Source organism: Arcticibacter pallidicorallinus (assembly GCF_003002875.1).
In the GTDB taxonomy this organism is placed as follows: Bacteria; Bacteroidota; Bacteroidia; order Sphingobacteriales; family Sphingobacteriaceae; genus Arcticibacter; species Arcticibacter pallidicorallinus.
In genome coordinates this window covers 61,695-87,935 of sequence record NZ_PVTH01000006.1, presented here as the reverse complement: position 1 = coordinate 87,935, position 26,241 = coordinate 61,695, and the positions used below count along the sequence as shown (strand labels likewise).

At 44.2% G+C, this 26,241-nt stretch carries 22 protein-coding genes; 8 read left to right on the top strand and 14 right to left on the bottom strand.

The window, feature by feature from the left end; genetic code table 11:
* Positions 1-73: 73 nt before the first annotated feature.
* The 5 genes from B0I27_RS11265 to B0I27_RS11245 all read right to left on the bottom strand — a co-directional run bounded on the left by B0I27_RS11265 (position 74) and on the right by B0I27_RS11245 (position 5,378).
* Positions 74-616 carry a DinB family protein gene (locus B0I27_RS11265; protein ID WP_106293359.1) on the bottom strand — a complete coding sequence of 181 codons (543 nt, stop codon included), beginning with the start codon at positions 614-616 and terminating at the stop codon, positions 74-76.
* Positions 617-713: 97 nt separating this feature from the next.
* The gene (locus tag B0I27_RS11260) at positions 714-1,703 is read right to left on the bottom strand and encodes an NAD(P)H-quinone oxidoreductase (RefSeq protein ID WP_106293358.1); all 990 of its coding nucleotides are present in this window, start codon (positions 1,701-1,703) and stop codon (positions 714-716) included.
* A 10-nt stretch (positions 1,704-1,713) separates the two neighbouring features.
* Entirely contained in the window at positions 1,714-3,741 is a 2,028-nt protein-coding gene (locus B0I27_RS11255) for an alpha/beta hydrolase family protein (protein WP_106293357.1), read from the bottom strand.
* Positions 3,742-3,750: 9 nt separating this feature from the next.
* A complete protein-coding gene (locus tag B0I27_RS11250) occupies positions 3,751-4,140 on the bottom strand; it encodes a methylglyoxal synthase (RefSeq protein WP_106293356.1) in 390 nt (129 codons plus the stop codon).
* Positions 4,141-4,145: 5 nt separating this feature from the next.
* Positions 4,146-5,378: a nucleoside recognition domain-containing protein gene (locus B0I27_RS11245; RefSeq protein WP_106293355.1), complete on the bottom strand. Its 1,233-nt coding sequence runs from the start codon at positions 5,376-5,378 to the stop codon at positions 4,146-4,148.
* Between the two features lie 259 nt (positions 5,379-5,637).
* Here B0I27_RS11245 and B0I27_RS11240 point away from each other — a divergent pair, with 259 nt between their 5' ends.
* The 3 genes from B0I27_RS11240 to B0I27_RS11230 all read left to right on the top strand — a co-directional run bounded on the left by B0I27_RS11240 (position 5,638) and on the right by B0I27_RS11230 (position 10,993).
* Positions 5,638-7,545 carry a DUF4914 family protein gene (locus B0I27_RS11240; RefSeq protein WP_106293354.1) on the top strand — a complete coding sequence of 636 codons (1,908 nt, stop codon included), beginning with the start codon at positions 5,638-5,640 and terminating at the stop codon, positions 7,543-7,545.
* Between the two features lie 206 nt (positions 7,546-7,751).
* Positions 7,752-8,057: an RNA recognition motif domain-containing protein gene (locus B0I27_RS11235; protein WP_106293353.1), complete on the top strand. Its 306-nt coding sequence runs from the start codon at positions 7,752-7,754 to the stop codon at positions 8,055-8,057.
* A 260-nt stretch (positions 8,058-8,317) separates the two neighbouring features.
* Entirely contained in the window at positions 8,318-10,993 is a 2,676-nt protein-coding gene (locus B0I27_RS11230) for a TonB-dependent receptor (protein WP_106293352.1), read from the top strand.
* 48 nt (positions 10,994-11,041) lie between these two features.
* Here the strand turns inward: B0I27_RS11230 and B0I27_RS11225 are convergent, their stop codons facing one another.
* Complete coding sequence (locus B0I27_RS11225) at positions 11,042-11,602, bottom strand: fasciclin domain-containing protein (protein ID WP_106293351.1); 561 nt, start codon at positions 11,600-11,602, stop codon at positions 11,042-11,044.
* Between the two features lie 208 nt (positions 11,603-11,810).
* Here B0I27_RS11225 and B0I27_RS11220 point away from each other — a divergent pair, with 208 nt between their 5' ends.
* Positions 11,811-12,407: an LEA/WHy family protein gene (locus tag B0I27_RS11220; RefSeq protein WP_106293350.1), complete on the top strand. Its 597-nt coding sequence runs from the start codon at positions 11,811-11,813 to the stop codon at positions 12,405-12,407.
* 13 nt (positions 12,408-12,420) lie between these two features.
* Here B0I27_RS11220 and B0I27_RS11215 read toward each other — a convergent pair whose 3' ends face one another.
* Positions 12,421-13,107: a class I SAM-dependent methyltransferase gene (locus B0I27_RS11215; RefSeq protein ID WP_106293349.1), complete on the bottom strand. Its 687-nt coding sequence runs from the start codon at positions 13,105-13,107 to the stop codon at positions 12,421-12,423.
* Between the two features lie 276 nt (positions 13,108-13,383).
* On the opposite strand from B0I27_RS11215, the gene serC reads away from it, so the two are divergent.
* The 4 genes from serC to B0I27_RS11195 all read left to right on the top strand — a co-directional run bounded on the left by serC (position 13,384) and on the right by B0I27_RS11195 (position 17,168).
* Positions 13,384-14,451: a 3-phosphoserine/phosphohydroxythreonine transaminase gene (serC, locus tag B0I27_RS11210; protein ID WP_106293348.1), complete on the top strand. Its 1,068-nt coding sequence runs from the start codon at positions 13,384-13,386 to the stop codon at positions 14,449-14,451.
* Between the two features lie 19 nt (positions 14,452-14,470).
* Positions 14,471-15,421 (top strand): D-2-hydroxyacid dehydrogenase, encoded by a 951-nt coding sequence (locus tag B0I27_RS11205; protein WP_181276755.1) that lies wholly within the window; start codon positions 14,471-14,473, stop codon positions 15,419-15,421.
* Positions 15,422-15,552: 131 nt separating this feature from the next.
* Complete coding sequence (locus B0I27_RS11200) at positions 15,553-16,479, top strand: L-lactate dehydrogenase (RefSeq protein WP_106293347.1); 927 nt, start codon at positions 15,553-15,555, stop codon at positions 16,477-16,479.
* Between the two features lie 20 nt (positions 16,480-16,499).
* The gene (locus tag B0I27_RS11195) at positions 16,500-17,168 is read left to right on the top strand and encodes an outer membrane beta-barrel protein (protein ID WP_181276754.1); all 669 of its coding nucleotides are present in this window, start codon (positions 16,500-16,502) and stop codon (positions 17,166-17,168) included.
* A 23-nt stretch (positions 17,169-17,191) separates the two neighbouring features.
* Here the strand turns inward: B0I27_RS11195 and B0I27_RS11190 are convergent, their stop codons facing one another.
* The 7 genes from B0I27_RS11190 to B0I27_RS11160 all read right to left on the bottom strand — a co-directional run bounded on the left by B0I27_RS11190 (position 17,192) and on the right by B0I27_RS11160 (position 26,200).
* Positions 17,192-18,451, bottom strand: a complete 1,260-nt coding sequence (locus tag B0I27_RS11190) for a bifunctional folylpolyglutamate synthase/dihydrofolate synthase (RefSeq protein WP_245925491.1) — start codon at positions 18,449-18,451, stop codon at positions 17,192-17,194.
* 74 nt (positions 18,452-18,525) lie between these two features.
* Positions 18,526-19,344 (bottom strand): energy transducer TonB, encoded by an 819-nt coding sequence (locus B0I27_RS11185; RefSeq protein WP_106293344.1) that lies wholly within the window; start codon positions 19,342-19,344, stop codon positions 18,526-18,528.
* Between the two features lie 4 nt (positions 19,345-19,348).
* A complete protein-coding gene (locus B0I27_RS11180) occupies positions 19,349-19,744 on the bottom strand; it encodes an ExbD/TolR family protein (RefSeq protein ID WP_106293343.1) in 396 nt (131 codons plus the stop codon).
* 6 nt (positions 19,745-19,750) lie between these two features.
* On the bottom strand, positions 19,751-20,455 hold the full coding sequence (locus B0I27_RS11175) for a MotA/TolQ/ExbB proton channel family protein (RefSeq protein ID WP_106293342.1): 705 nt from the start codon (positions 20,453-20,455) through the stop codon (positions 19,751-19,753).
* A 5-nt stretch (positions 20,456-20,460) separates the two neighbouring features.
* Positions 20,461-21,462, bottom strand: a complete 1,002-nt coding sequence (locus B0I27_RS11170) for an SPOR domain-containing protein (protein WP_106293341.1) — start codon at positions 21,460-21,462, stop codon at positions 20,461-20,463.
* Between the two features lie 40 nt (positions 21,463-21,502).
* On the bottom strand, positions 21,503-23,164 hold the full coding sequence (locus tag B0I27_RS11165) for a TonB-dependent receptor (RefSeq protein WP_106293340.1): 1,662 nt from the start codon (positions 23,162-23,164) through the stop codon (positions 21,503-21,505).
* A 6-nt stretch (positions 23,165-23,170) separates the two neighbouring features.
* Positions 23,171-26,200 carry a tetratricopeptide repeat protein gene (locus B0I27_RS11160; protein ID WP_106293339.1) on the bottom strand — a complete coding sequence of 1,010 codons (3,030 nt, stop codon included), beginning with the start codon at positions 26,198-26,200 and terminating at the stop codon, positions 23,171-23,173.
* Positions 26,201-26,241 lie beyond the last annotated feature (41 nt).

Sequence of the window (26,241 nt, the reverse complement as noted above, 5' to 3'; positions counted from 1 at the left end):
TGTTGTATGGTAATTCCTACATGTAGCTATTATCATACAACGTTTGTATACATTAATGCCGGTAAGGCTGGTCTTACACGGCGAGTTCGTCAAGGTAATTTGTTAACCTCGGAAGATGGATTACGTTACTGTGCTGCTCGGTTTTCATTGACCAGAAGCTTCCGGCCAGCTTGAAGATCTTAAAAAGTTGTGTTGATTCATGGAGGAGGAAGAACTCTGTCCATTGACTGATCGTCATTCTCCCCAACACTGCATGTGTTCCAACCCTGGAAGCGCATTCTTCGTCAGCCTTTTCCAATAGTGCGCAGATCTCCTCCCTGAGGCGGTACATTTCATGTAATAATGAACCGGTTGATTTGGCGCAACTGAATCCAAACTCAGGGTCGTAATCAGGCTTGTAAATCTCAAAAAAGGGATTTACTTCTTTTATGATGGATTTTAAGCGGTAAATAAATACGTGATGGTACCGGGTTAAGTAGGCTATTGTTTCATGGATGGAAAACTTATCAGCTGACAGTCTGCTGTAGATTGCTTCCGGAGGAAGATCGTCGATATACGATTTAATCGTCTTATGCTGATTCAAAAACCGCTCTGTAGTGTGATCTTGCAAATTCATATAGAATAATTCAGGTATGGTGGATTAACATAATGCATAATGTGTGCCAGTTTCTGCAAAGCTAGGGCGCACACATTAATGCAAGATGAAGCGGTTATTACCTAATTGCGAGGGTATCATCTACGGAAAGTACAATTTTTCCAATATGGGTGCTTTCTTCCATGAGGGCATGAGCTGAAGCTGCATCAGCGAGCGGGAAGGTTTTATAGATAGGGGGCTTTAGCCTGCCGGCCTCAATAAGTGGCCAAACATTTTCCAGAATCTCATGTGCCAGTGCAGATTTGAATTGATTCTCTCTGGCTCTCAAGGTGCTACCGGTTATCGTCAGTCGTCTTCGCATGATGTCGGAGATATCGATTTGTACCTTGCTGCCCTTCATCGCATTGATGTGGACCAGCCTTCCTTCTTCTTTCAGGAGCTTGATATTTCTATCGGTATAGTCGCCGGCAATCATGTCAAGAATAACGTCCATTCCAACGGATCGGAGCTCGGTGTAGAAGTCCGCTTTTTTATAGTTGACACACCTTAGGGCACCAAGATCCCCGGCGGCTTTGCATTTTTCGTCGGTTCCCGCTGTTGCATAGACTGCAGATCCCAGAGCGGTGGCTAGTTGGATAGCAGTGGTTCCTATACCGCTGCTACCACCGTGGACGAGCAGGGATTCCCCTTTTTTTAATCTCCCTCTCTGAAAGACGTTGTGCCAAACGGTAAATATGGTCTCTGGGAGGGCTGCGGCTTCTATGAAGCTTAATCCTGTTGGAACAGGCAGGCATATATCGGCATGCGCGGTAACGTATTCGGAATAGCCTCCGCCAGCGATCAGGACGCATACTGCGTCGCCCGGCTGCCACCGGGTAACCGCTTCGCCGCAAGTTCCGACAATTCCGGATACTTCGAGGCCGGGAATGTCTTCCGACGCACCCGGAGGGGCAGGGTAATGGCCTTTTCTTTGAAATACGTCGGGACGGTTAACGCCCGCCGCTGCAACTTTGATAAGGACTTCATCAGGTCCGCAGAAAGGAATTGCCCTTTCTGCGAGTTGAAGAACTTCAGGCCCGCCGGGCCTGGAAATCGTAATTGCTTTCATAAGTAAATGCTTATAAAGTTTCCTTTAGCCACTTAAAAAATTCGCGCTGCCAGACTTGTGCGTTCTGAGCACCTATTACCCAGTGATTTTCATTGGGGAGATACAGCAGACGGCTTTTTATTCCTTTTAGCTGTGCGGCTTGGAATGCTTCGAGACCTTGCTCAATAGGCACCCTATAGTCTGTTCCACCCTGAATGATCAGGACCGGGGTGTTCCATTGGTCGACAAGTTCGATCGGACTAAACTTTTTGTAGCCGGCAGGTGGATTGCTTCCCCAATATGGACCGCCAACGTCTTTATTTGCGAACCATAGTTCTTCGGTGGTGCCGTACCAGCTGCGGAGGTCAAACAAGCCATCGTGTGCGATAAATGTTTTGAACCTGTTCTGATGTATCCCGGCGAGCATGAATACCGAATATCCACCGTAGCTTGCGCCGATTGCTCCTAATCTGTCTTTATCTACATAGGGCTCTTTTGCAATATCGTCTATAGCAGACAAGTAGTCCTGGATGGGCTGTCCGCCCCAGTCTCCGCTGATCGCCTGATTCCATTTTACACCGTGTCCGGGCATGCCCCGTCTATTGGGTGCGATAATGATATAACCGTTAGCAGCCATCAACTGAAAGTTCCAACGGAAGGAGTAAAACTGGCTGAGTGCTGACTGTGGGCCCCCCTGGCAGTATAACAATGTTGGATATTTCTTAGTGGGATCAAAATCAGGAGGATAGATCACCCATGCGAGCATATCCTGATTGTCTGTTGTACGTATTTGCCTTTCAGATACTTTTCCAAGGGAAAGTTTGCTAAAAGTTGCTGTGTTTACCTGCGTTAGAGCTGTAAGTTTGCCCGTGCTCAGGGCTACTTTGTAAAGCTCGGCAGCGTGGTTCATATCTTCCTTCTTAACGATAAGCTCGGCGCCGGACTGCCCTACGATGGCGTTGATATCATGCTGTCCGTTTGTGACCTGTCTGATGGGTTTCTTAAGGGATTTTTCGTTTACCTTGCTGATCTCAAAAAGCTGCTCCGTTCCTTTGACTGCTGCCAGGAAATAGATCTTTGCATCATCTTGATCCCATTTGAATGAGGCGACGGTGCCATCCCACTCTTTGGTTAGGTTGGTAACAGCTCCTGATTTAAAATCGTATATCAGCAGATCGTTCTTATCTGATTCATAACCATCTTCGGCCATGCTCAGCCAGGCGATTTTGCTTCCTGACTTGTTAAACTCCGGACTGGTGTCATAGCCCTTGAGTTTTTCGGTTAGATTGAGGGTTTTTTTAGAGTCCAGGGAATAGACAAACAAGTCAGTGTTGGTGCTCACTGCATATTCTTTTCCGAACTTCTTTTTGGTTACATAGACGATAGATTTGCTATCGGGACTCCATATTGCGTCTTCCGAACCGCCAAAGGGCATCTGCGGACAGTCGAACGGCTCGCCGGGCATCAGATCCACCTCATTGCTAATATTTCCGTCAATATAATCGGCTACGAAGACGTGCTGGAACTTACCATCCTCCCATGTATCCCAATGGCGATAGTTAAGATCGTCGTAAACGTAGGCATCTGACTTATCTAATTCCGGATATCGGTCTTTGCTATGCACTTTCAAGATCTGCACCTCCCTGGAGAAGAGGATTCGTTTTCCGTCAGGCGAAACGCGGACATTGCTTAAGGGCGTACTGAAACGGCTGATTTGTTGTTTGTTTCCACCATCCTTATCCATCGTCCATATTTGTCCGCTTTGCAAATAGGTGATTTTGCCTGATTTGGCGTCGGTAGAGAGAACGCTCTTTCCGCCTTCTTCGGATGTCAGCCGGGATGCTTCACCTCCCTTTAGGGGGACAGAATAAAGGTTTCTTGTGCTCTTGTTCTCTTTAACATCGTAGGTCGTTACTCCATAAATGGTGTTTTTTCCATCGGCAGTAACCACCTCACCACTTACCCTGCCCAGCTGCCATAATAGTTCAGGGGTCATCGTTTCTTGTGCGTTAACAGCAGTGACAGCCATGATAAGCCCCGTTCCAAGTATTCTTCTCATTATTTACGTTTAGTAATTTCCCTCTTTTTCTTCTATTAGTCCAAGCAGAAGGTACTTTGCTGAAGCCATGTTGGTAGCCAAAGGAACGTTATGGACATCGCAAACGCGGAGCAGCATCTGAACATCGGGCTCGTGTGGATGCTTACCCAGGGGATCTCTGAAAAAAATGATAGCGCTAAGGCTGCCTTCTGCTGCCATTGCTGCTATCTGAGCATCACCACCGGCCGGTCCGCTTAGCTTTCGGGTAACCGCTAAACCTGTTTCCTGAATTTTTGATCCCGTTGTTCCGGTCGCAATCAAATTCATAGGCGCCAAAATGTCGTGATATGTTTTGACGAAAGCTACCATTTCATCTTTTTTTCCATCATGAGCGATGAGGGCAATTGTTTTCTGTACCATGATTTTTATTTAAAAAATATATAAGCAATAAATATAGCTGCAACTAAGCCTACGAAATCGGCTATTAATCCACAAGTTAAAGCATACCGAGGTCGTTTTATGTTTACTGATCCGAAATAAACCGCCAGTACGTAGAATGTTGTTTCGGTAGAACCCTGGATAATGCTGGCAAGCCGTCCCTGGAACGAGTCGGGGCCATATGTGGTCATTACATCAACCATCAATCCTCGCGCGCCGCTTCCGCTGAGGGTTTTCATTATGCCTACGGGCAGGGCAGGAACAAACGAAGTGTCGAGTCCACAGACGGCTACAAGATATCCTATGCCGTTTACCAGGTAGTCCATGCAGCCCGTTGCACGGAAGGCGCTGATCGCAACAAGGATGGCAATCAGGAAGGGAATGATCATCACTGAAGTTTTGAATCCCTCCTTAGCACCGTCGATGAACGCCTCGTAAACGTTGATCTTTTTAATGGCGCCGTATCCTATAAACACGGTTATTATGGAGAAAATGATAATACCACCCAGCAGACTGGTATATATTTCGATTTGGTCGGGAGGTAGTCCGCCGAGCCAGGAATATAGGCCGAACATCAATGCCATGAAGGCTCCGATAAATACCAGTATGGGAAGCTTAAACAGGTTAATCTTTTGGTAGAGCGCCACAGCGATCATGCCGGAAACAAAGGATATAAATGTGCCTATAAGGGATGGTATGAAAATATCTGCCGGATTGGCGGCTCCATTTGCCATTCGCAGGGCGATGACAGAGGTGGGAATTATTGTCAAACCTGCAGTGTTGAGCACGAGAAACATAATCTGCGAGTCGCTGGCGGTGTCTTTTACAGGATTCAGATCCTGCAGATCTTTCATCGCCTTAAGCCCCATAGGAGTAGCAGCATTGTCGAGTCCGAGCATATTAGCCGAGAAGTTCATGATGACAGAGCCTGACGCCGGGTGACCTTTTGGAATGCCCGGAAATAGCTTACTAAAGAATGGGTTGACGGCCCTCGCAAACATAGCAATCATGCCGGCATTCTCGCCGACCTTGAGGATACCGAGCCAGAAGGTCATTATTCCGATTAGCCCTAAAGAAATTTCAGCCCCGGTCTTCGCACTGTCGAACATTCCGTTCATCACCGCAGTGAAGACCAAAGTGTCTCCGAAGAAGACCAACTTTATGAGAGCTACTATAAACGATATTAAAAAAAAGGCAATCCAGATGTAATTTAGAGCCATATGCTACTGTTGTTCCCAATTTAATCGGCTAAATCTACAAAATTTCATCACAAAAGCCGGACTACCTTAAATATGAAGAGCAAGCGAAAGTTTCATACTAACAGCGCAGAACTATTGCAAATATTTGATACAAAATAGTGATTTCTTTCAAAATTAACTTCAAGTTACGCTAAACTATGACGGTCGTCATTTCAGGATTAGCGGAGTATGTTTACCATTGCATTGTATATCATTGGGGTCGCAATCTCAGATTAGCATTATGGAAAAATCCTTATTTAAAAAGTTTGTTCTTCCTCTGGAACTGGAAGGGATAATCGAAACGAAAGAAATAATCCTTGCGGAGAGCAGGGAAGATCTTAGCGATTTAGCTCTGGGCCGAATTCAGGGTCATACTTACGAAGTATCTTATGAAACTCCCGGACTTGGAAAAGTCGTCGAGGCAACGGTAGTCAGGTGTAAAAACGGGGTATCGGTAAATTACACAGATCCATACCTTAGAAGGCGAGATCCAGATTGTATGGTGATTGCAGACAGTAACCCAACAGATAAGCCCAAGTTTGCTGATAAATATGGAACAGATTTTACCGATTTGCGGACAGCCACGTTCGAATGGCTGAAGGAGCAGGAAGAGCTGATACTTGTTCCTTTTATGGCGGGTGGTGACGATACGGGATATCCTTCGTTGCTAGTTGCCCCTGCGAATGCCGGATTTTTCGCGGCAGCCCTTGCGGATCTGCAGGGCTTCATTCCAAGAAGTAAGATACCACATGATTTTAAACCGAGGGCTGTGATTTATCTGGCACCGCCGTTCAGACATACGCATTTCGGAGGGAAGCAAGTGGTTGTTCATAACCGCCTGAACAAAATGCACGAGATGTTTGCCTATAATCTGTATCCTGGTCCAAGTGCCAAAAAAGGTATCTACGCGGTGTTGCTGGATATTGGTGAAGAGGAGGGATGGACATGTCTGCACGCATCAGCGGTTAAAATTACGACACCATACGAGAACGAATTTACCATCATGCATGAAGGTGCAAGCGGTGGCGGGAAAAGTGAGATGACAGGCGCTCTTCAAAGAGAGGCAGACGGACGTTTGCTTCTGGGTACTAATCTGAAAAGTAAAGAGAAGTACTATCTGGATATAAAAGATTCTTCAGAGCTTCAGCCGGTAACAGATGATATGGCGCTGGCGTTGCCAAGCTTTCAGAATGGCAAGAAACTTGTCATAAAGGATGCAGAATACGGATGGTTCTTAAGAATCAATCATATCGACCAATATGGTACCGATCCCGATATAGAAAGAGCTACTATTCATCCTCAGGAACCTTTGGTGTTTTTGAGTATAGATGGCAAGCCTGATGCCACTTGTCTGATCTGGGAGCATACCATGGATAGCCCTGGAAAACCTTGTACCAACCCAAGGGTAATTTTGCCGAGAAGATTCGTGCGTAACACGGTTGATGTACCTGTAGAGATCGACATCAGAAGTTTTGGAATAAGAACTCCTCCAAGCACCAGGGAGAATCCTAATTACGGGATAATCGGCATCTTCCATATCCTTCCGCCAGCATTAGCGTGGTTGTGGAGGTTGGTGGCTCCAAGAGGACATGCAAATCCGAGCATTATGAGCACAGAGGGGATGAGCAGCGAGGGCGTTGGGTCTTACTGGCCATTTGCGACAGGAAGACGCGTCGATCAGGCAAATCTTCTGCTTGAGCAGGTCCTAAATACGCCTTTAACACGGTACATCCTCATTCCTAATCAACATATTGGTGCTTATGAAGTTGGTTTTATGGGCCAGTGGATCGCTCGGGAATATCTTTCTCGCAGAGGAAACGTGAGCTTCAAGAAAGAGCCTCTGGTTCCTTCAAGGACGCCCTTACTCGGCTACGCGCTTGAATCATTGAAGATAGATGGTCAGGTGATTCCGAAACACTTCCTGCAGGTAGAATTGCAGAAAGATAATGGTACAGAAGGATATGACGCAGGTGCGGCTATTCTGACTGACTTCTTCAAAAGGGAATTGCAGACGTACCTGGTACCCGATCTGCATCCACTGGGAAGAAAAATAATCGAAACTTGTTTGAATGATGGCACACTGGGAGATTATGTAGATCTGATACAGTATCCTTTAGAAAGCAAGATAATCGAAGCTACTATAGCATAAGAACGTTATTGTTACGTTCGTAAGGACTGTGCGGTCCGGGCGCCCCTGGTGGCGCTCGGGCAGCCTTCCAGAAAGCGATTGATGATTTACCTGAACCCAGAGCGTTCGGAAATGCAGATAACATAGTGAAAAACAAGTTATGTGTCATTAGAATTACAGTTTCTTAAATTAAAAAGCCGTACATTTGAATAAATTTTAAAGTTTTAATGAAGATATTTATTGCAGGTCTTCCTTTCGAAGTAGAGGAAGCAGAATTAAGAGCGGTCTTCGGTGATTTCGGCGTAGTTAAATCACTAAGAATTATTAAAGATCGTGAGACAGGCAAGAGCAGAGGCTTTGGTTTTGTCGAAATGCCGAATGATGATGAGGCTAAAGAAGCTATCAAGAACATGAATGGTGGAGATTACAATGGAAGTAAGATCACCGTGAAGGTAGCTGAAGATAAACCAAATGACGGTCAAAGTCGCGGCTTCAGCCGTGGTGGTGGCAGCAGAGGCGGTTACAACCGATAAAATATAGAAAAGGGCTGTTTTACGGCCCTTTTGCTATTTTAGGACTATCTTATATTCTCATAATGTCAAGGGTAGCCCTCCTTCAATAGTATATTTCGCATCCATCAATTTGTCTTTTGCGATTTCCTTAAAAGAAATTGTCTTGATATGATAAAGGCGCAACTCCCGTTTAAAGTTCATGCCGGTTACTCTAATTTAACGACTCTAAACGATTAATTAGTTTGCTTTACTCGAGGCATATTCTTTATAATTGCATATAGATGAAAGTATTTGTAATCCTGTTTGCACTTTTACTGTCTTCTCCGTCTTTGACTGCTCAAAGTATAAAGTATTTTGTAAGAGGGACATTGCAGGATACAACAGGTACCGGAATCTCGGGTGCGACAGTGCTTCTTACCTCAGATGCTGATTCCATTAGTGTGCGGACAAATGAAAGGGGTTTTTACTCGTTTCAGGAGGTAGCTTCATCAGCATTTAAACTTTCATTGTCTAATCTTGGGTATCAGTCGCTGGAAAAAGAATACGTACTGGATCCGGATAATTTCTACATTGAGCTTGAACCTTTGCAATTGCAGGCCCAGTCTTATGAACTCAACCAAATCCTGATAACCGGAAAACAGCTTCTGGTTATTAAAAAAGATACGATAGAGTATCACTCCCGAAACTATAAATTGCGTGAAAATGCATACACCGAGGACCTTATGAGGTTGTTGCCGGGAATTATCCTTGGTCGTGATGGTAACATCATAGCGCAGGGTAGGCAGATCTCTAAAATCACGGTAAATGGAAGAGATTTTTTTGGCGGTGATATAGAGACCGTGATAAAAAATATTCCAGCCAATCTGATAGAGAAAATTCAGGTGATCAATGACTATGGCGACAAGGGCCGGCTGACAGGAACCGGTGACGGGAGGGCACAAAAAATTATTAATATCAAGACATGGGCAAATCTGCGCAAAGGGTATTTTGGAAATGCGAACGCAGGAATAGGGACAGAAGGCCGATATCAGGTTTCTGCGCTGGCTAACTATTTCAATAATAACCGGGAAACGGGAGTCTACGGCAATCTCAACAATAATAACTCTAACCTGAGCGGCTCGGGCTATACGTTGAAGAATGGCGGTGAGAATGGACTGACGACGCTCAATGCTTTCGGACTCAACCATCGAGAAAAACACAACAAGAACTTAACTTCTTTCGGTAGTTATAACTTTTCCAATGCTCAGAACGAGCTGCTGTCAGAGACTTTTAGGCAGAACATTTATCCTGATAATACCAAAATCACGAACAATGATACCAGCAGCGTGGAAAGCAATGCTTACGACCATCTCTTTCAGTGGAATATTGAGTATGACAGGAATAAAGTGGATTATATTCAGATCACTCCCTCCATCTCTTATAATAGAAAGAAAACGGGAAGAGAGGTTGACCTGAGTCAGAATAAATTGCTCAACTCGTTTCTTGCTGATAGTTTGCGGCAGGTTACAGATGAGGAGATATTTAATAGTAGTCCGCTTTTGGGCCTCAAAGTCGTGGCCAATCACAGATTTGCAAAGCCGGGGCGCAATATTTATGCGGAAGTGAATGTCAAGAATGGCCAGAATACCTCCCGCCAAAGCTTGAACGCTCGTTTGAATTATTTCGACAGAAGAGGAAATCTCAGTGTTGACTCCATTCAGAGAACATTTCATCGAAATGCAAACGAAAACTTTTCCGCGTCAGGCCGGGTCTCTTACATAGAACCTGTAGGCAATGGATCGCGCGTTGAGCTTGGCTATACGTACGATTATTCGGGTTTTTTGAATGACCGTGAAACGACGCGTGCTGATCAGAGAAGGCGGATAGACTCACTTAGTGATAAATATGAATATTCTTTCATGACCAATACCGTGAGCCTATCTTTCAGGCATAATGGGCAGAAGCACTCTTACGCTCTTGGTGTTAGTGTGCAGCCCACACAGCTATCGGGCGAATCTATCAACAGGAACATTTATGTGAATAGAAACGGATTGAATATCGTTCCTGAACTGAACTATACCTATACGTTTTCTTCAGAGAAATCTTTCGCATTTAATTATGCCGCCACCAGTAATCCACCTTCCTATTTGCAACTACAGCCCGTTAGAGATGTGACTAACCCTCAATATCCGGTTACAGGTAACCCGACCTTGAAATCAGAGCTGTGGCATACCGTCGATTTTTCGTATAATAGTTTTGACTTCGACACAGGTAACACGCTGTTTACCAATTTGAATGCATCTTTGGTACAGGATCAGGTTGTTTCTAACACTGTGCTTGTTTATCAGGAAGGCAACATCGTTACCCAGGAAACGTTTTTCGAGAACGTGAACGGAGGCTTTCAACTGGGAGGGATCTACAATGCTTCACTTCCGCTGGTTGGACGTAAATTAATACTGGACATAAACGGTAGTGTTAATTATAACAATAACGTCTCTCTTAGCAACTATACCCGTATTAGTGGAAAGAACTTTGTTGCATCGCAAAATTTCCGGATGCAGGTGAATCCGGGTGGTAAGTTTGAACTTAACCCTTCGGTTACGTATACGTTTAATAAAACGGCTTATTCAATTGATGAATATGAAAAGAATAATCTTTCTTCCTGGGCGCTTAGTGCCTCCGGCCGCTGGAACATAACACCTTCTTTTATTTTGGGATCAGCGTTCGATAAGAACTTTTACAACGGATTAGCAGGCTCTGTGAAGACTAATCCGTTAATTCTAAACACCTACCTGGAACTTCAGTTCTTGAAGGCCAAGAAGGGAGCTTTGAGGTTTACCGGTTTTGATCTTTTTGATCAGAATGCAAACGTCCAGCGTATGGTACTTAACAATTCGATATTCGATAACAGAAGTAATAAACTGGGCAGATATTTTATGCTGTTGTTTACCCTCAATTTAAACAAATTCGAAACATAAAAAAGGCCCTGGCTGTTTCAGTCAGGGCCTTTTTTATGTCGGGTTTCATTATTGCTTTGGAATCAGCACGTTGTTGATGACATGTACTGTTCCGTTTGTGCCTTCAACGTCGAAAACGGTGACAAGCGCTTTGTTTCCGAATGCGTCAGAAAGTTCTAAATTTTTATTTTCGTTAACCTTCAGCGTTACTGTTCCTCCTTCTATGGTATTTAAGGTTGCAACCCCCTTACCGGCAGTTAATGCTTTGATGATATCATCTTTGGAATACTTTCCGCTGATGATATGATTTTTCAGTGCTGCCGCTAATTTCGGCTGTTGCGTGAGCAGGCTGTCGCCTGCAGGTACCGAGGCAAAAGCTTGGTCGGAAGGGGCAAAGACAGTAAAAGGACCTGCACCTTTAAGCGTGGTCTCAAGACCCGCAGTTTTTATAGCGGTAGCCAGACTAGCGTTGTAGCCGGAAGCTCCGATAGCTTGGGTTACGTCACCAGTCGGCGCAGCTTGTGTTGGTTGAGCAGTAGCATTCGCCTGTGTTGAATCGGCAGTCTGTGCCTGAGCGTTCGTTAGAGCTATTAGGGCTGCGAAGGCAGCTGATAAAATTACTTTTTTCATATGCTTAATTGTTATGTCGACTACCTTGAAAATACTTTGCCAATCAATTGTCGATTCTGTATTTTGCTGTATATCTGCTGTATATGGGCGAAAGAAAAGTTTTTCCTGATCAATTTGTTGCGGGATGCTACAACGAAATGTGGGATAAAGCACCGGATCTCCAGATCATTAATAACATTATGGCTATTATATACGTTAGAATTGGCGTATGAAAAATGTAATTTATCTGTTTCTGCTGGCTTTCTTTGTTTCCAGCTGTGGTGTGAACAAACAGTTTAAACAAACTAAAGCATTCGAGAAATGCAAATATGAAATCAGATCTGCAGATAGTCTGTACCTTGCCAATGTTAACGTGCTCGAAACTTTCAAATCGGGGAACTTTGATATTGTTAAGTCTCCAAGACTCGTCCTTGCATTGCTGCGGAAGAACGTGCCTTTGGAAGGAAATATCAATCTGGAAATAAAGAATCCTACTCCAGACCTTGCAGCGATACGTCAGTTTGAGTACAAGCTGTTAATAAAAGATCAGGAAATTGCGAATGGATTCGTCGATCAGACGATTAATGTGCCACCTAACGGAGGTCAGACGGTTGTACCTATAAAAATCAGTTCAAATATTTATGGTTTTTTGTCTGATAGCGGAACGCAGCGCGCTATTCTCGATTTTCTGGATAGCAATTCCAGCAGCAAGAAAAGTGTTCTAACTATCAAAATACGACCGACGATAGGATTAGGAAATAAAGCGATCAAGTTCCCCGGTTATATTACAATAAACAAAGAGATCACGCGAAGTATCCTGCTGTAAGCAGGATGCTCTGCTAGGCTGGAATAAGCTTCACGAGATACTGGTCTGTAGCTTCCATCAGCAGAAGCTCGAAGTTCCAGCCCTCTTCTTCGGCAACCTCTTGAAGTGTATATTGATCGACGTATAGCCATTGAAACCATTCCCCCAGCTGATCTTTATATTTATATTGATACCCTATCTCACCGTAGTAATGGTCTTTGGGGAACGGCTGTGTCTGGTAAAGATAGCTGAGATCAGAGGAATCGAAAATCAGACAGCCATTTGGTTCCAGCAACTGGCGTGCATGTTTTAAGAACGTATTCAGGTTAGAAAGACTGGAACAAAGTCCGATACCATTCATCAAAAGAAGGATTGTATCGAACTTTCCGGTGTTGAACGTGAAGAAATCCGCGTTCACGACATTTTTCACACCTCGCTCACTCATGATATCACAGGCCGCTTTAGAGATTTCTAAAGCTGTTACATCCACGGACCTGTTTTGTAAAAACAAAGCATGTGAACCTACTCCAGCTCCAACATCCAGGATTTTTCCTTTGCAGTACTTCAGTGCGAGCCGCTCCAGTTCCGGCATGTCGTCAATGTCTCTGAAAAAAATATCAACAGGCATCTCTTCCGGCTCGCCATAGGTGTTATATAACCATAGCGTCGACACCGGCTTGTCGTCAAAATAATCCCTTAATGCCTTACCAAATACGTCCATCTTTGCAAAGAAAAGAAAATCCTTAGAAATTGATGATGATCCTTTTTATACTGGTCGACAAGATGTGACCGAATGTTTAACCTGGAATGAATGCCGATATAATAATCCGGCAAGGGCAGGGTCACAATATGTGGAAATAGCCCCTGTATCAATAGTATGCGTCCCAACCGGCGCGATATGGTTGAATTCTTCAAATATTACACTGTTATTTCATTTTCTCTTACAATTACTTAATAAAACTTATAAATTTGGCGCTTTACTAACACGAGCTATACCATGAAATATAATTTCGGCGCTGGACCCTGTATTTTGCCACAGGAAGTTTTTAAACAAGCATCAGAGGCAGTATTAAATTTTAACAATACCGGACTTTCCATTCTTGAGATTTCTCACCGAGCTCCAGAATTTGAAGCTGTCGTAGATGAAACATTATCGTTGATAAAAGAGTTGCTGAACGTTCCGGAAGGCTACTCGGTACTCTTGCTTCAGGGAGGTGCAAGTTTGCAGTTCACTATGGTTCCGATGAACCTTTTAGGTGAAGGTCAAACCGCAGCCTATCTGGATTCTGGAGCCTGGTCAAGTAAGGCGATTAAGGAAGCAAAGCTTTTCGGTAATGTCAACGTTGTAGCATCATCCAAAGACGCTAACTACACGTTCGTTCCCAAAGATTTTGAAATTCCTGCCGATGCAGCGTATTTCCACTGCACGTCCAATAATACGATATTCGGAACAGAGCTTTTTAACTTCCCAAAAACATCCGTTCCAATCGTTTCTGACATGTCTTCAGACATCTTAAGCCGTGAGATCAATGTAGCTGATTTTGGAATTATCTACGCTGGTGCTCAGAAAAATATGGGACCTGCCGGTCTTACTCTGGTAATCGTTAAAGACGAGCTTATGGGTAAATCTGGTCGTAAGCTTCCTTCGATGCTCGATTATAAAGTGCATGCAGACAACAAGTCGCTGTACAACACGCCTGCAGTTTTCTCTATCTACGCATCATTGCTGAACCTCAGATGGCTGAAGGCTAAGGGTGGTGTAGCAGCTATTGAAAAAGAAAATATCGAGAAATCAAATGCTCTTTACGCGGAGATTGATCGTAATCCATTGTTCAAAGGACCTTGTAACGTAGAGGATAGATCTCGGATGAATGTTTGTTTCGTGATGGAAAATCCCGAGCTTGAAAAACCTTTCCTTAAATTCGCTCAGGAGCGCGGGATGGTAGGAATCAAGGGGCATCGCAGTGTTGGAGGTTTCAGAGCTTCTATTTACAATGCTCTTCCTCTTTCTTCCGTTCAGGCACTCATCGACACGATGAAGGAGTTTGCAGAAAATAACGGTTAGTTTAAACAAATACAACGTAATGATAAAAATACTTGCAAATGATGGTATAGACGCTGTCGGTAAGAGATTACTCGAAGAGGCTGGCTTCACCGTCGAAACTCAAAACATTCCTCAGGAGCAGCTTCCTGAAGCTTTGAAAAACTTTGATGCTATCACTGTCCGCAGCGCTACTAAAGTTAGAAAAGAGCTGATCGACGCCTGCCCTAATCTGCGCCTTATCGGTCGCGGTGGAGTAGGAATGGATAATATTGATGTTGATTATGCACGTGAAAAAGGTCTGGCGGTGGTGAATACTCCTGCTGCGTCTTCGCCTTCTGTTGCAGAATTAGTATTTGCTCATCTTTTTACCGGAATCCGTTTCCTGCATGATTCGAATCGTAAAATGCCTGTTGAGGGCGGTACTAAGTTCAATGCACTTAAAAAGGCATACGGAAGCGGTATTGAGTTAAAAGGTAAAAAGATCGGTATTATCGGATTCGGTCGTATCGGCCGGGAAACCGCTAAGATCGCTCTGGGCTTAGGAATGGAAGTTCTGGCATACGACTTATATGACGTTCCAGCTACTTTGCAGTTAAATCTGGCTGGCGGAGTTAACGTGGACGTTCCTGTAACGAAAGTTGAGTTCAACGAACTGATCACAGAAAGTGATTTCATCAGTCTTCATATTCCGTTTCTTGATAAACCTATCCTTGGAAAACATGAATTCGAAAGAATGAAGTCCGGGGTGGGCATCGTGAACTGTTCGCGCGGAGGCACAATAGACGAGCAAGCCCTTCTTGAGGCACTGGATAATGGTACAGTAGGTTTTGCCGGACTGGATGTTTTTGACAACGAGCCAACACCTCGTCAGGAGATCCTGACTCATTCCAAAGTTTCGCTTACACCTCATATTGGAGCTGCGACAAACGAAGCTCAAGAGCGTATAGGAGTCGAGTTAGCCAGTCTGATTATAGATTTTTTCAAAAAATAAGGAATAAGTTTCTTTCTTGATACTATTGCAAGGCCGCACGTAAGTATGCGGCCTTTTTTTTGAACCGATTTTTGCCGTTTAGTGTTGTCATCTTTTAAGTATCTTGTCAAAGTAAATTATAAACAGATCAAATGTCGTTAACAAATAAAAAAAGCCGGATTGTTATAATAGGAGCGGGAGCCGTAGGATCTACTACCGCTTATACACTACTCTTGAGAGAGCGTATGGATGAATTGGTCCTTATTGATGCGAACCAGGAAAAGGCTATCGGCGATGCTTTGGATATGAGTCACGGTTTACCTTTTCTTGGACAATCCAAGGTCTGGGCGGGTACTTACGAAGATTGCAAAGGCGCAGATATAATCATCATCACTGCCGGTGCAGCACAGCGCGATGGAGAATCGCGTATAGATCTGTTGAAACGCAACGTAGCCATATTTGAGAGCATTACGACCGAAGTTCTGAAGTATAATACGGACGGAATTCTACTTATCGCGTCAAATCCTGTCGACGTAATGAGCTACTTTACCTGGAAAAAGTCAGGATGGCCCACCAACAGGATCATCGGATCTGGAACATTGCTCGATAGTGCACGTTTTCGATACCTGATAGGTGAGAAGCTGAATATTGACTCCAGAAGCGTACATGCCCATATAATCGGTGAGCATGGAGATTCAGAGCTACCCATTTGGAGCCTTGCGAATGTTGCAGGTTCGGGTTTATCACTCTCTGATGAGGATAAAGAGGAAATCTTTTCCAATACCAAAAACGCGGCTTATCAGATAATCAAAGCAAAAGGAGCAACTTTTTATGCCATAGCGTTGGCACTGGATCGAATCTGCACAGCAATTCTTCATAATGAAGCTTCAGTCCTAAATGTTTCTACACTGCTGCAAGATTATCATGGCGTATCAGATGTTTTCCTCGGAGTGCCTTGTATTGTCGACAGAGACGGAATCAGAGAAGTGCTTACCCTGGAGATTAATGATGAAGAAAAGGGATTGCTTGAGCAATCAGCAGCGAAGCTGAAAGATATTATTGGCACGGTTAGCATGTAGAGTATTAACGAATGCATTCAATGGATTTTATACAAAGATCAGCAATAATAGTGCTGATCTCATGCGCTCTCACACAGTCAGCTATTGCTCAGCAAACCTTCAGGAGGTTTAGTATAGGCATCGGAGGAGGACTAGCAGATTCTTATACGGATCGAAGCCAGTCAGATGGCGGATACATAGGACTGGGAACATTGGACTATTATTTCACGCCGTATTTAAATGCGGGGCTGGAGCTTCAGGCAGGTACTATCTCCGGATATAGCAAGAATTCCCAGACGGGGGCAACGGAAGGTTTCAATGGCGAGCTGGTGACGCTGCAAGTTCGCGGCAAAGTGCATGCCGGTGAATTTGCCGCACACCCACGTCGATATAAACTGGTGCGTCATTCTTTCGTCAGCCGGGCTCTGAAAGGCTTCTACCTCGGCACGGGCGGGGGCATAATCTTGATCAGGAGCAGGGTTCACTCCGAAGCAACTTACAACAATAAGGAACTCTACCTTCCTGCGATGGCCGGAATTGATCTCTATCTCAGGCAGGATTCACGCTTGCTACTCAACCTGAATTACCAGGCAAATTTTGTATTAGGTGATAAAATAGACGGCGTTGCCATACCAGGATCGAAGAATGACATGTTCAGTTCATTAACGATCGGTTTTGCCTACACTTTCGGCAAGCTTTCATACCTGTAAGAGGGATTTTGAGGCTAAGGCATTTAAATGACTTCTGCCACTACGAAAGTACTGCCACCTACCAAGATCAGATCTTCAGGCGAAGCGCTCTCTCGCGCCGCCATTAATGCCTCAGCGACGCTGTTGTAAGCTTCACCGTGCAGTCCCAAAGCTGACGCTTCTTCCTTTAAAGAAATAGCAGGCTTGGCACGTTCAATGTCCGGTGCGCAGAAGTAATATTCAGCCTGTGCAGGCAGCATATTAAGAACCTTTTGAATGTCCTTATCCTTTACCATACCGATCACGAAGTGAAGCGTTTCATAATGAAGTCGCTTCAGGTTGCTTAACACTTCCCTAACGCCGTCTTCATTATGGCCTGTATCACATATCGTCCTGGGTTGATATCCGATGGTCTGCCATCTTCCCATCAAGCCCGTGAGTGTTGTAACCTTTTTGAGCGACGAATAGAGCTGCTGATCATTGATAGAGAAGCCTAATTCTCGTATCTGACCAATCGCTGACAATACCGTTTTGATATTCTTCATCTGGTAGAAGCCAGTGAGGTCAAGGGAGAGCTTGAATTTTGGTTCGTAGGTTGGGCCTGAATCGATAACCCTGGTAACTTGAAGATGAAGCAATTCTTCATTCATCTCCTCCTGAGTATCGACGTCCCACTCTTCAGCCGAAAAGTATATCGGTGACCCTTCCAATGCGGCCTTTTCAAGAAAGACCTGTCTAACCTCGCCAGTCGCTTCACCAATCACAACGGGAATACCAGCCTTTATGATACCGGCCTTTTCGCGAGCAATCTGTGGCAGTGTATCACCTAAGATAGCGACGTGATCAAACCCAATATTGGTAATGACAGACAGGATCGGCCTGATAATATTTGTAGAGTCAAGGCGTCCGCCAAGACCTGTTTCAATAATTGCGATGTCGACATTCTCCCTGGCGAAGTAATCAAAAGCCATTCCCACGGTAACTTCAAAAAACGACGGGTCGATTTTTTCGATAAGTTCCTGTTGTTCCTGGACGAATGATACAACCATTTCCTTCGGAATCATTTCACCATTTATTCGAATTCGCTCACGGAAATCACGCAGATGAGGAGAGGTATATAAACCTGTCTTATACCCGGCTACCTGAAGTACCGCAGCGAGCATGTGAGATACAGATCCCTTACCATTGGTGCCCGCAACATGAATCGTTTTGAACTTGTGATGTGGGTTGCCGAGACTCTCGCACAGCAGTATGGTGTTGTGCAGGTCTTTTTTAATGGCCGATGCGCCTTGTCTTGAAAACATGGGCAAGCGTGAATACAAGTATTCAACTGTCTGAAAATAGTCCATTTTTTTTCGAGGGTTATCGCCGATATGTTTTACTTCACTTTGAAGTTAAACACTACAACACCTACCTGAACATCCGGAGCTGACTCCAGCTGATTTAAACTTGCACCCATAACAGCCGCTTCACATTTCCTCCAGAGAGACTGGTCGGATAGAGTAGTACCTTTTACACCAGCTCTGGCGAAAACCACTTTTCCGCGTTTATCTACACGGATTTCCACATGAATACGGCCCGAAAGTTGCCCTTCATCGGTTATTTTCGGAAGGTTCATGAACCTTCTGCTGGCGAGATCCAACTTAACATTCCCGAACCCAGATCCGCCGCTGCCATAATTAGGAGCCAGAGGATCGCCATCCACGTCACCCTGGTTACCTGGCGTGCTGCCAGTACCATCGCCCAAACCAGAGCCTTTACTCTTCTTGCCCTTGTACAGTGCATTCTGGTTTACCGCCGGCTTGGTTGGTTTAGTTTCGGTAGCCGTAGAAGGAGTAGCCGCTGCCGTCTTCTTAGGAGACGCTTTAACCACCGGTGCATCCTCATTTTCCTGAGTAACGACCGTCTTGTCGCTGGTCTCCGCTGCAGGCGCAGTTTCAGGCTGCGTTTCCTCAATCACTTTGTCGGGAGGGGTGTTATTTGCATTGGGGTCCATTGAAGGTTCTTCGATGCTCATATAATCATCTCCCATTCCTTCCTCAACAGTTCCGTAGTTCACAACGATTCCACCGGTACCGACTTCATCCGGCGTGTTCATTCCAAAGCGCAGAATATAACACAGCACTAAGAATGCAGTCATTAAAGCTCCTGCAATCATAAACGCTTTTGGATAATTATTTTCTTCCTGGTACTGCATACCTTTACTTTGGTTCTGTTGCTAAAACAAGTTTGATAGCCATTCTGTTAGCGATATCCATGATCTGAACAACGTCCTGGATGGCTACGGTGCGGTCCACATACAATACAATCGTCAACTCATCAGTTTGTTGTTTCAAACCCTGAAGTCTTGCTTCAAGTTCGGTAACAGGTACCTGCTGTTTGTCTAAAAAGTATTCGAGGTCCTTAGTTACTGAAATGGTAACGGTTTTCTTCGATACAGATTGTCCGGTGTCTGATTTTGGAAGCAAAAGCTTGATGACATTCGGATTGGTTACTGTAGAAGCGATCAGGAAGAACAGCATCAAAAAGAACATGATGTCGTTCATCGCCGAAGTGTTCACTTCAGCGGCGGGCCTATTTCTTTTTCTTAAATTCATGCCTGTTTATCTCCCCGGTTCGTCTAACAGATCTACAAATTCGATAGCGTCTGTCTCCATTCTTAATATTACTCTGTCAACCATGATGTTCAGGATATGATAACCCACATAGGCCAGGATACCAATGGCAAGACCTGTTGCTGATGTGATCATCTTCTCATACAGACCACCAGATATGGCACCAATGCTAATGTTATCCTGTAACGAGATATTGTAAAAAATCTTGATTACACCTAAGATCGTTCCTACGAATCCAAGCATGGGGGCGATACCCGCTACAATACCGAGGATACTGATGTTTTTCTCCAGCTTGGAAACTTCCAGCTTACCCAGGTTTTCAATTGCTCCCTCAATGTCTTTGATTGGACGACCGATACGAAGAAGTCCTTTTTGCAACATACGGCCCAGAGGAGAGTTACTATTTCTGCACAATGCAATCGCAGAATCAAGATGTCCTGTCAGTACGCTTTGCTTTACTTGCGACATGAGATTAGCTTCATTTCTTGAAGCTTTTCTGATGGTGATGTATCTTTCAATAAAAATAACTAGTGCCAGAAAGAATAAAAGCGCCAACGGAAGCATCACCCAACCGCCTTTCAATAGCAAGTCGAAGAAACTAATGTCCTGCATTTCCTGGGCAGTCTGAGTCGCAGCAGTAGCAACGGTATCCGGTGTAATGGTGTTAAAGGAGTCGATTTGTAATAAAAACATGTGTGTTATTTTTTAGCTTTATCGTTTAAGGTTAAGATCCAGGCTTCTTTATTAAATGTACTTTGCACGCGCCGTTTCTCAACGTTGGCTGCTTCATAAGTAGTGAATGAGCCCAGACTGATTTTATATTTTGGTTTTCTCTTGTCTTCTATCACCTTGGCTTTAATGCCACGACTTTTCATCAAATTGACATAAGTATCCGCTTCCGAGGGCAGAGCGAACGATGCACCAATCACCTCAAAAGATGGTGCAAGAACGGGGGATTCAGAAGAAACCGCGGGGGCTATTTTCTTGACCGTATCCTGAGCAACGGCCGAAATCGAAGGTGCAGCGCTATCCTTAGCGGTTTGAACAACAGCTGGTTCTGAAGTAGTTTTTGCTGCCGGGGAATCGACTTTTGCTTTATTCCTTTCCGTGATTGGCTTATCCGCAGATAAATTGAAAAGGGAAGGGTTGAATATGTATAAGATACCGGCCGTAATGAGGAGAACGATGAGAACGATCGTCGCTATTTTTCCGCCGCTCGCAGAGCCGGAAGACTCATTTTCTATCCCGGTGTTTACCGCTTCATTTACGACTGCGACATTCATTGGCCTCACACGCGATGAATAGCTTGGATCTTGAATAGCCTGTAATCCGAAATATGCGGGAGATTCATGGTTGCCAATAAGTTGAAGCCCTGATGGCCCTTTCTTAAGAACACCAATGGGTTGTAACTCCACCTGATTGTCAGACGTTAGACTCTGTTGTATACTGTTTGTAAATTTATTGATGAAATACCTCGAGGAAGCAACTGAAATCTTTTTTACCTCACTGATGTAATTAACAAGAACATCATCACCATCTGCCTTTGGTCTAAAGCGCACCCTATCGAAAGGCGCGTTAAACACGCCTGAAGCTTCGTTAAAAGACGCAGGAGTACGTTCCTTATAGAATGTGCCTATATCGGAAAGACATACCTCATCATAATCTCTTAGCAATTCCGATATATATAGCGAAATATTCATTCCCGTAAAATTAAACTAAAAAGTCAATCAAGCAAAGATATCAGAATGAATAGTTGATGCCTCCAAGCACATTCATGCCCAGTTGAGGATAGTATAAAAACCTTTGATATTTGTTACCAATGATGTTGTTAACTCGCAAGAAGATACCCACTTTCTCCTGGTAGAGATATTCCGCACCGGCACTAACGTCAGCATAACTCTTAACCTTTACAATACTTGGGGTAGGAGTAGATAAGAATGCCGATGTAGCATCATTGAATACCAACTCTCCATCAAGCGTAAGCTCTTTAGTGATTTTTACACGCGCATTGGTGAACAATTTGAAATCTGGTTTGAACCAGGCCTTTTCCTGCACATCCATATTATAGTTATTGATGGATACGCGTCCCAGCCAGCTAAACGCTTCAGAAACCTTCACATTGATTTCTCCCTCAAGTCCCGTAACATTTGCGTCATCATAAATTACGTCAAAACGCTCAGGGTTAACCGGATTATTGATGAACAACGGCATGTTCTCAAGCTTCTTATACGATAGGGTAGCTTTATAGCCAAATCCTGAGCCCGCATTTCCTTTTATACCACCGTAGAAATTAGCGCTTTCGTTCACATTAAGAATGTTAATGTTTCGGTTTAAATAAGGGTTTTCAATAGAAAAGTCTCTGAGTGTAGACTTGTTGACATCACCCGTAAATCCTGCAAAGATGGTTGCGAACTCCGGAACGATAGGCATTTCCGCCGTGATAGCAGGGTAGAGGTTGAAGCCGGAATTGCTGCCGAACTCCTGTACCAGGTTTGCACCCAGCGTCAGCTTGAAATTAGCTCCTTGTAGCTTGATATACGGGTTAGCTCTGAAAATATGGTTACCCAGAGATACAGAATCTTTGGTCTGGGTGAAATCAAGAGAGGTGTTTACGCCAACGTTAAACTTATCCCAAACTTTATTGACAAATCCGCTCAACACAAAGGCGTTCTCTTTCGCATTAAACTTGTCTGATAAGAAATAAGCATCAGCTTTCAGTGCGTAATCGACCTCATCTTCCTCGCGATAGTTCTTTAGCATTTCACCTCTCAGCGTGAATGTGTTATACCGCTGTTTTTCCGGATCAGCGCTGAACTGCTGTTCTGTAAGCGGATCAATGCCGTAGAAAGAAGTACCGAATTTATCAAATCCCAGTTCTCCGAATAAGGATACCTTTTCCTGGATACTTTTGCCAAATATTCCGGCGCTCTGACGGGTAAATTTCTGCCCTTCATAATCGCCTTTCTGATTGAGATGTTTCAAAAAGAAGCCCGCTTGAAGCGCCTCATCACTTCCTGTATTCAGATAAAGCTCTGCTAAACCCGTACTGAAGTTGCCCAGTCCAAACTTGGCATAATTGTTTTTAAATGGCGGACGGTCTCCCTGAACGACCTCCTGTGCCTGCAATTGCCTTATATCCGTGTTGATTTCCAGTTTTTTATCAAATATGGAGTAGGTTAGCGGACGTCTGTAAACGCTGTTGCTGTTCAGGTCCGGACTTCTTCTAATCTTTGCGGCATCCGCCAAAACAGGTTTATAAGGTCGTTCAACAACAATCTCTTCTGTTAATGAGCTTCTTGCTGGTTCAGCTTTCTTCGGATCCTCTGGTGTTTGTGCATAAGAAACCGATGAGATCAAGAGTGCGCAGATCGCTGTAGTATATGGAATATGATTCAGTTTCATTCTAGCCTATTTGTTCTTAGTATTCAGTTGTTCAAGCTTCGACTTCGCTGTTGGAAGTACGTCATCTTTACCTTCATAATTGTCCAGTACGCTTTGTAAAGTCGCTTTTGCCTGGAAGTTGTCTTTAAGAGCAACGTAATTGTCTGCCAGTAATATATACGCTTTGGCGACCCAGTAGTCCTGAGACTCCATTCTCTTTACCAGATCAAGGATGTTTTTTTGTGATGTCTTATAATCCTTTTTCAGGTATTGAACGTTAGCGACAGTGTAAAGAGCTTCAGCGCCGATAGCTGTGGTGGTTTGAGCAGCTACTGCAGACAGCTCCTTCACCGCTGTGGTTGTATCGCCTTTCATCAGATAAGCTTTTCCGCCGTATAAGCCAGCTCTGTTTTTGTCATCTTCGGATGAACGGTCAAATAACCTGACGAGCTTCACATATTTAAGGACATCATCAGGCATGTTCATGCTACTGTACGCCTGCATGAGGTTGTTCACCGCGAAGCTGTAGTTCGCTTTATATTCTGATGTGGTTTCCAGCTTCTTCAAGTAAACAACAGCTTCGTTGTATTTCTTCTGGTTAAGATAGAGCTTCGATATGCTGATCAGCGCGCGCTCCGTGTAATCACTGGTCCAATCATTCAAAATGAACGTATAGTCTGGAATAGCCTCATCCGGACGCCCTAGTTTAACAAGACTTTCCGCACGGATAAACTTCGCATGTTTTTCATAGATCGGCTTTGGAAACTTGTCGAAGTATGCATTGATCGCATCGAAGGCACCCTGAGAATCTCCCTTTAAAAAAAGGTTGTTAGCAGCCTGGAAGGTGATGTTATCTTGTTCGGACGTCGACAGATTACCGATGCTCGTTGTGTTTGCGTAAGCAAGGAAACCATTCGCGTCAGCCTTATCCAAATAGATGTTTTTAATGGATTCCAAAGCAAGTTTCGCCTCATCCGTTGTTGAATAGTCCTGCACAACTCGTTGGAAGGTGGTCAGAGCCGCGTCGTTCTCATCATTGTTATACTGAACCAGGCCGATTGTAACCAATGCTCTGGGTACATAGCTGCTTCGCGGATATTTTTCAATCAGTGACAGAAGATCAGTTTTGGATTTCTCGTTATCACCCTTTACGAAGTAGGTATAGGCGATCTCGAATCCGGCATCATCAGAGTAATTCGAATTCGGGAATTTACGAAGCAGCGACTCATGAGTAGCTATTTTCACGTCGTTCTGACCCTGCAGTCCCTGAATCATCCCTTTCTGAAATAGTGCATAGTCTTCACCTGGACTGTTCCAGGCGATGATTTTGTTGTACTGTGCCATCGCCGCATCATAGCTTTTCATCACAAAGTAAGAATCCGCAAGTCTCAGGGTAGCGTCCACTATCGTGTTCTGATCTTTGTCGTTTCCACTCAGGAAGCGCTGAAAGTAATTCGAAGCCTTGCTATAGCTCTCATTCTGGAAAGCTGAGTAGCCCAATGCATAGTTCGCGTAGTTATAGACGTCAGTTTTCCTTGCAGCCGACATCGCCAGGAATTTTTCAAACTGAGCGACAGACTCTCCATACTTACGAACTTCAAACATCGCCTCTGCGAGCCAGTAGGTCGCCAGTGCAGTGATCTCAGGATCGATAGGGTTGTTCTGAGAACGCATGAACATCGAAATACTGTTCTCAAAAGCACGCTCGTTATAAAACTCCAGTCCCCGGAAATAGGTCACCCGTTGATAGACCATCTGAGACTCTTCATTCTTGTTCTGAATCGTTTCAAGAATATTTACCGCTTCTTTAAAATTCCTGGTAGAAAGAAGGACCTCCCCAAGCAGAGTTTTCGCCTCATTAATCCGCGGAGAACGCGGATATGTCTTTATGAATTCCTGAACGGCATCCAATGCTACAGTATGGAATTCCAGCTCCTGTGAAAGCTTTGCATAATTCAGCAACCCTTCTTCTTTCAGGTTTGGATCAAAGTCCAGACGCGACGCTCTAAAGAAAGCGTTACGCGCACTTTGCTTGTTGTTTGTTTTAATCAGCGCATTACCCAGAACAATCATACCATTTTGATAATGAATGTCCGGAGTGCTCATTTTTTCCAGTTCAGTGATCGCTTTTTGATATTCCTTTTGCTGAACATAGATATAGCCAAGCTGGTAGTTATCTTGGTTGTTCTGTGTCTTTCCTTTGTCCAGATCCTGGAATTTTAAATAATAGCTCAGTGAAGACTTGAAGTCTGACTTCGCGAAATAGGTCGCTGCCACAATCCGGTACATCTCTGCTTTATATTGCTGATCGATTGTCTCGATAGCAGGAATAGTATAAGCGAGGACATCGTCATAACGCTTGTCAAGGAAATACAACGCCGATATATAATAAGGATAGCTTGCCTGATAGCGTGTAGAATTCTTCAGACGCTCAAACTCGGTCAAAGCTGTTTGATAATCCGCACTCAGGTAATTCAGATATGCGAAGTAATAAATAGACGATTCAGCGTATTCGCTCTTGCCGTCTTTCAGCTCTGCAAACAGGGGCTCTGCACCATTATAATTTTTAGCAACAAAGTAGGAATAACCAAGCTTAAAGCGATACTCATCAGCCTCTCTGCCAGCCAGGTTTCCGGCTTCTGTCTTGCTGAACCATTCCACTGCCTTTTCGTAGTTCTTACGGTCGAAGTATGACTTTCCGATCTGGAAGTATGCCGACTTCGTATTGGCGCTGGCTGGATTCTCTTTGATAAAGTTTAAAAACAGACTTTCAGCATTATCGTTCCCAAGTTCAAGAGCACAAACAGCCTGATAGAACTGGGCGTTTTCTTTTAGAAGCGAAATTTGCTCATTTTCAGGAAGAGCCTGTGAAGAAGGAGAAAGGCGGGATTGCTCCACGCGGCTGAACTGTTCACTTGCAGCCACATATTTCTTTTTCTCGAAAAGCTCTAATCCACTTTTGTAAGCCTGGTTAATGTTGAACCATTCTGATTGCTGGGCTTCTGCTAAATGAAAAAAGCATACAAATGACGTAGCAAGTATATATTTTCTAAGCATATCAAATTTTAAAATCGCTAAATAACAAGTTATAAACCACT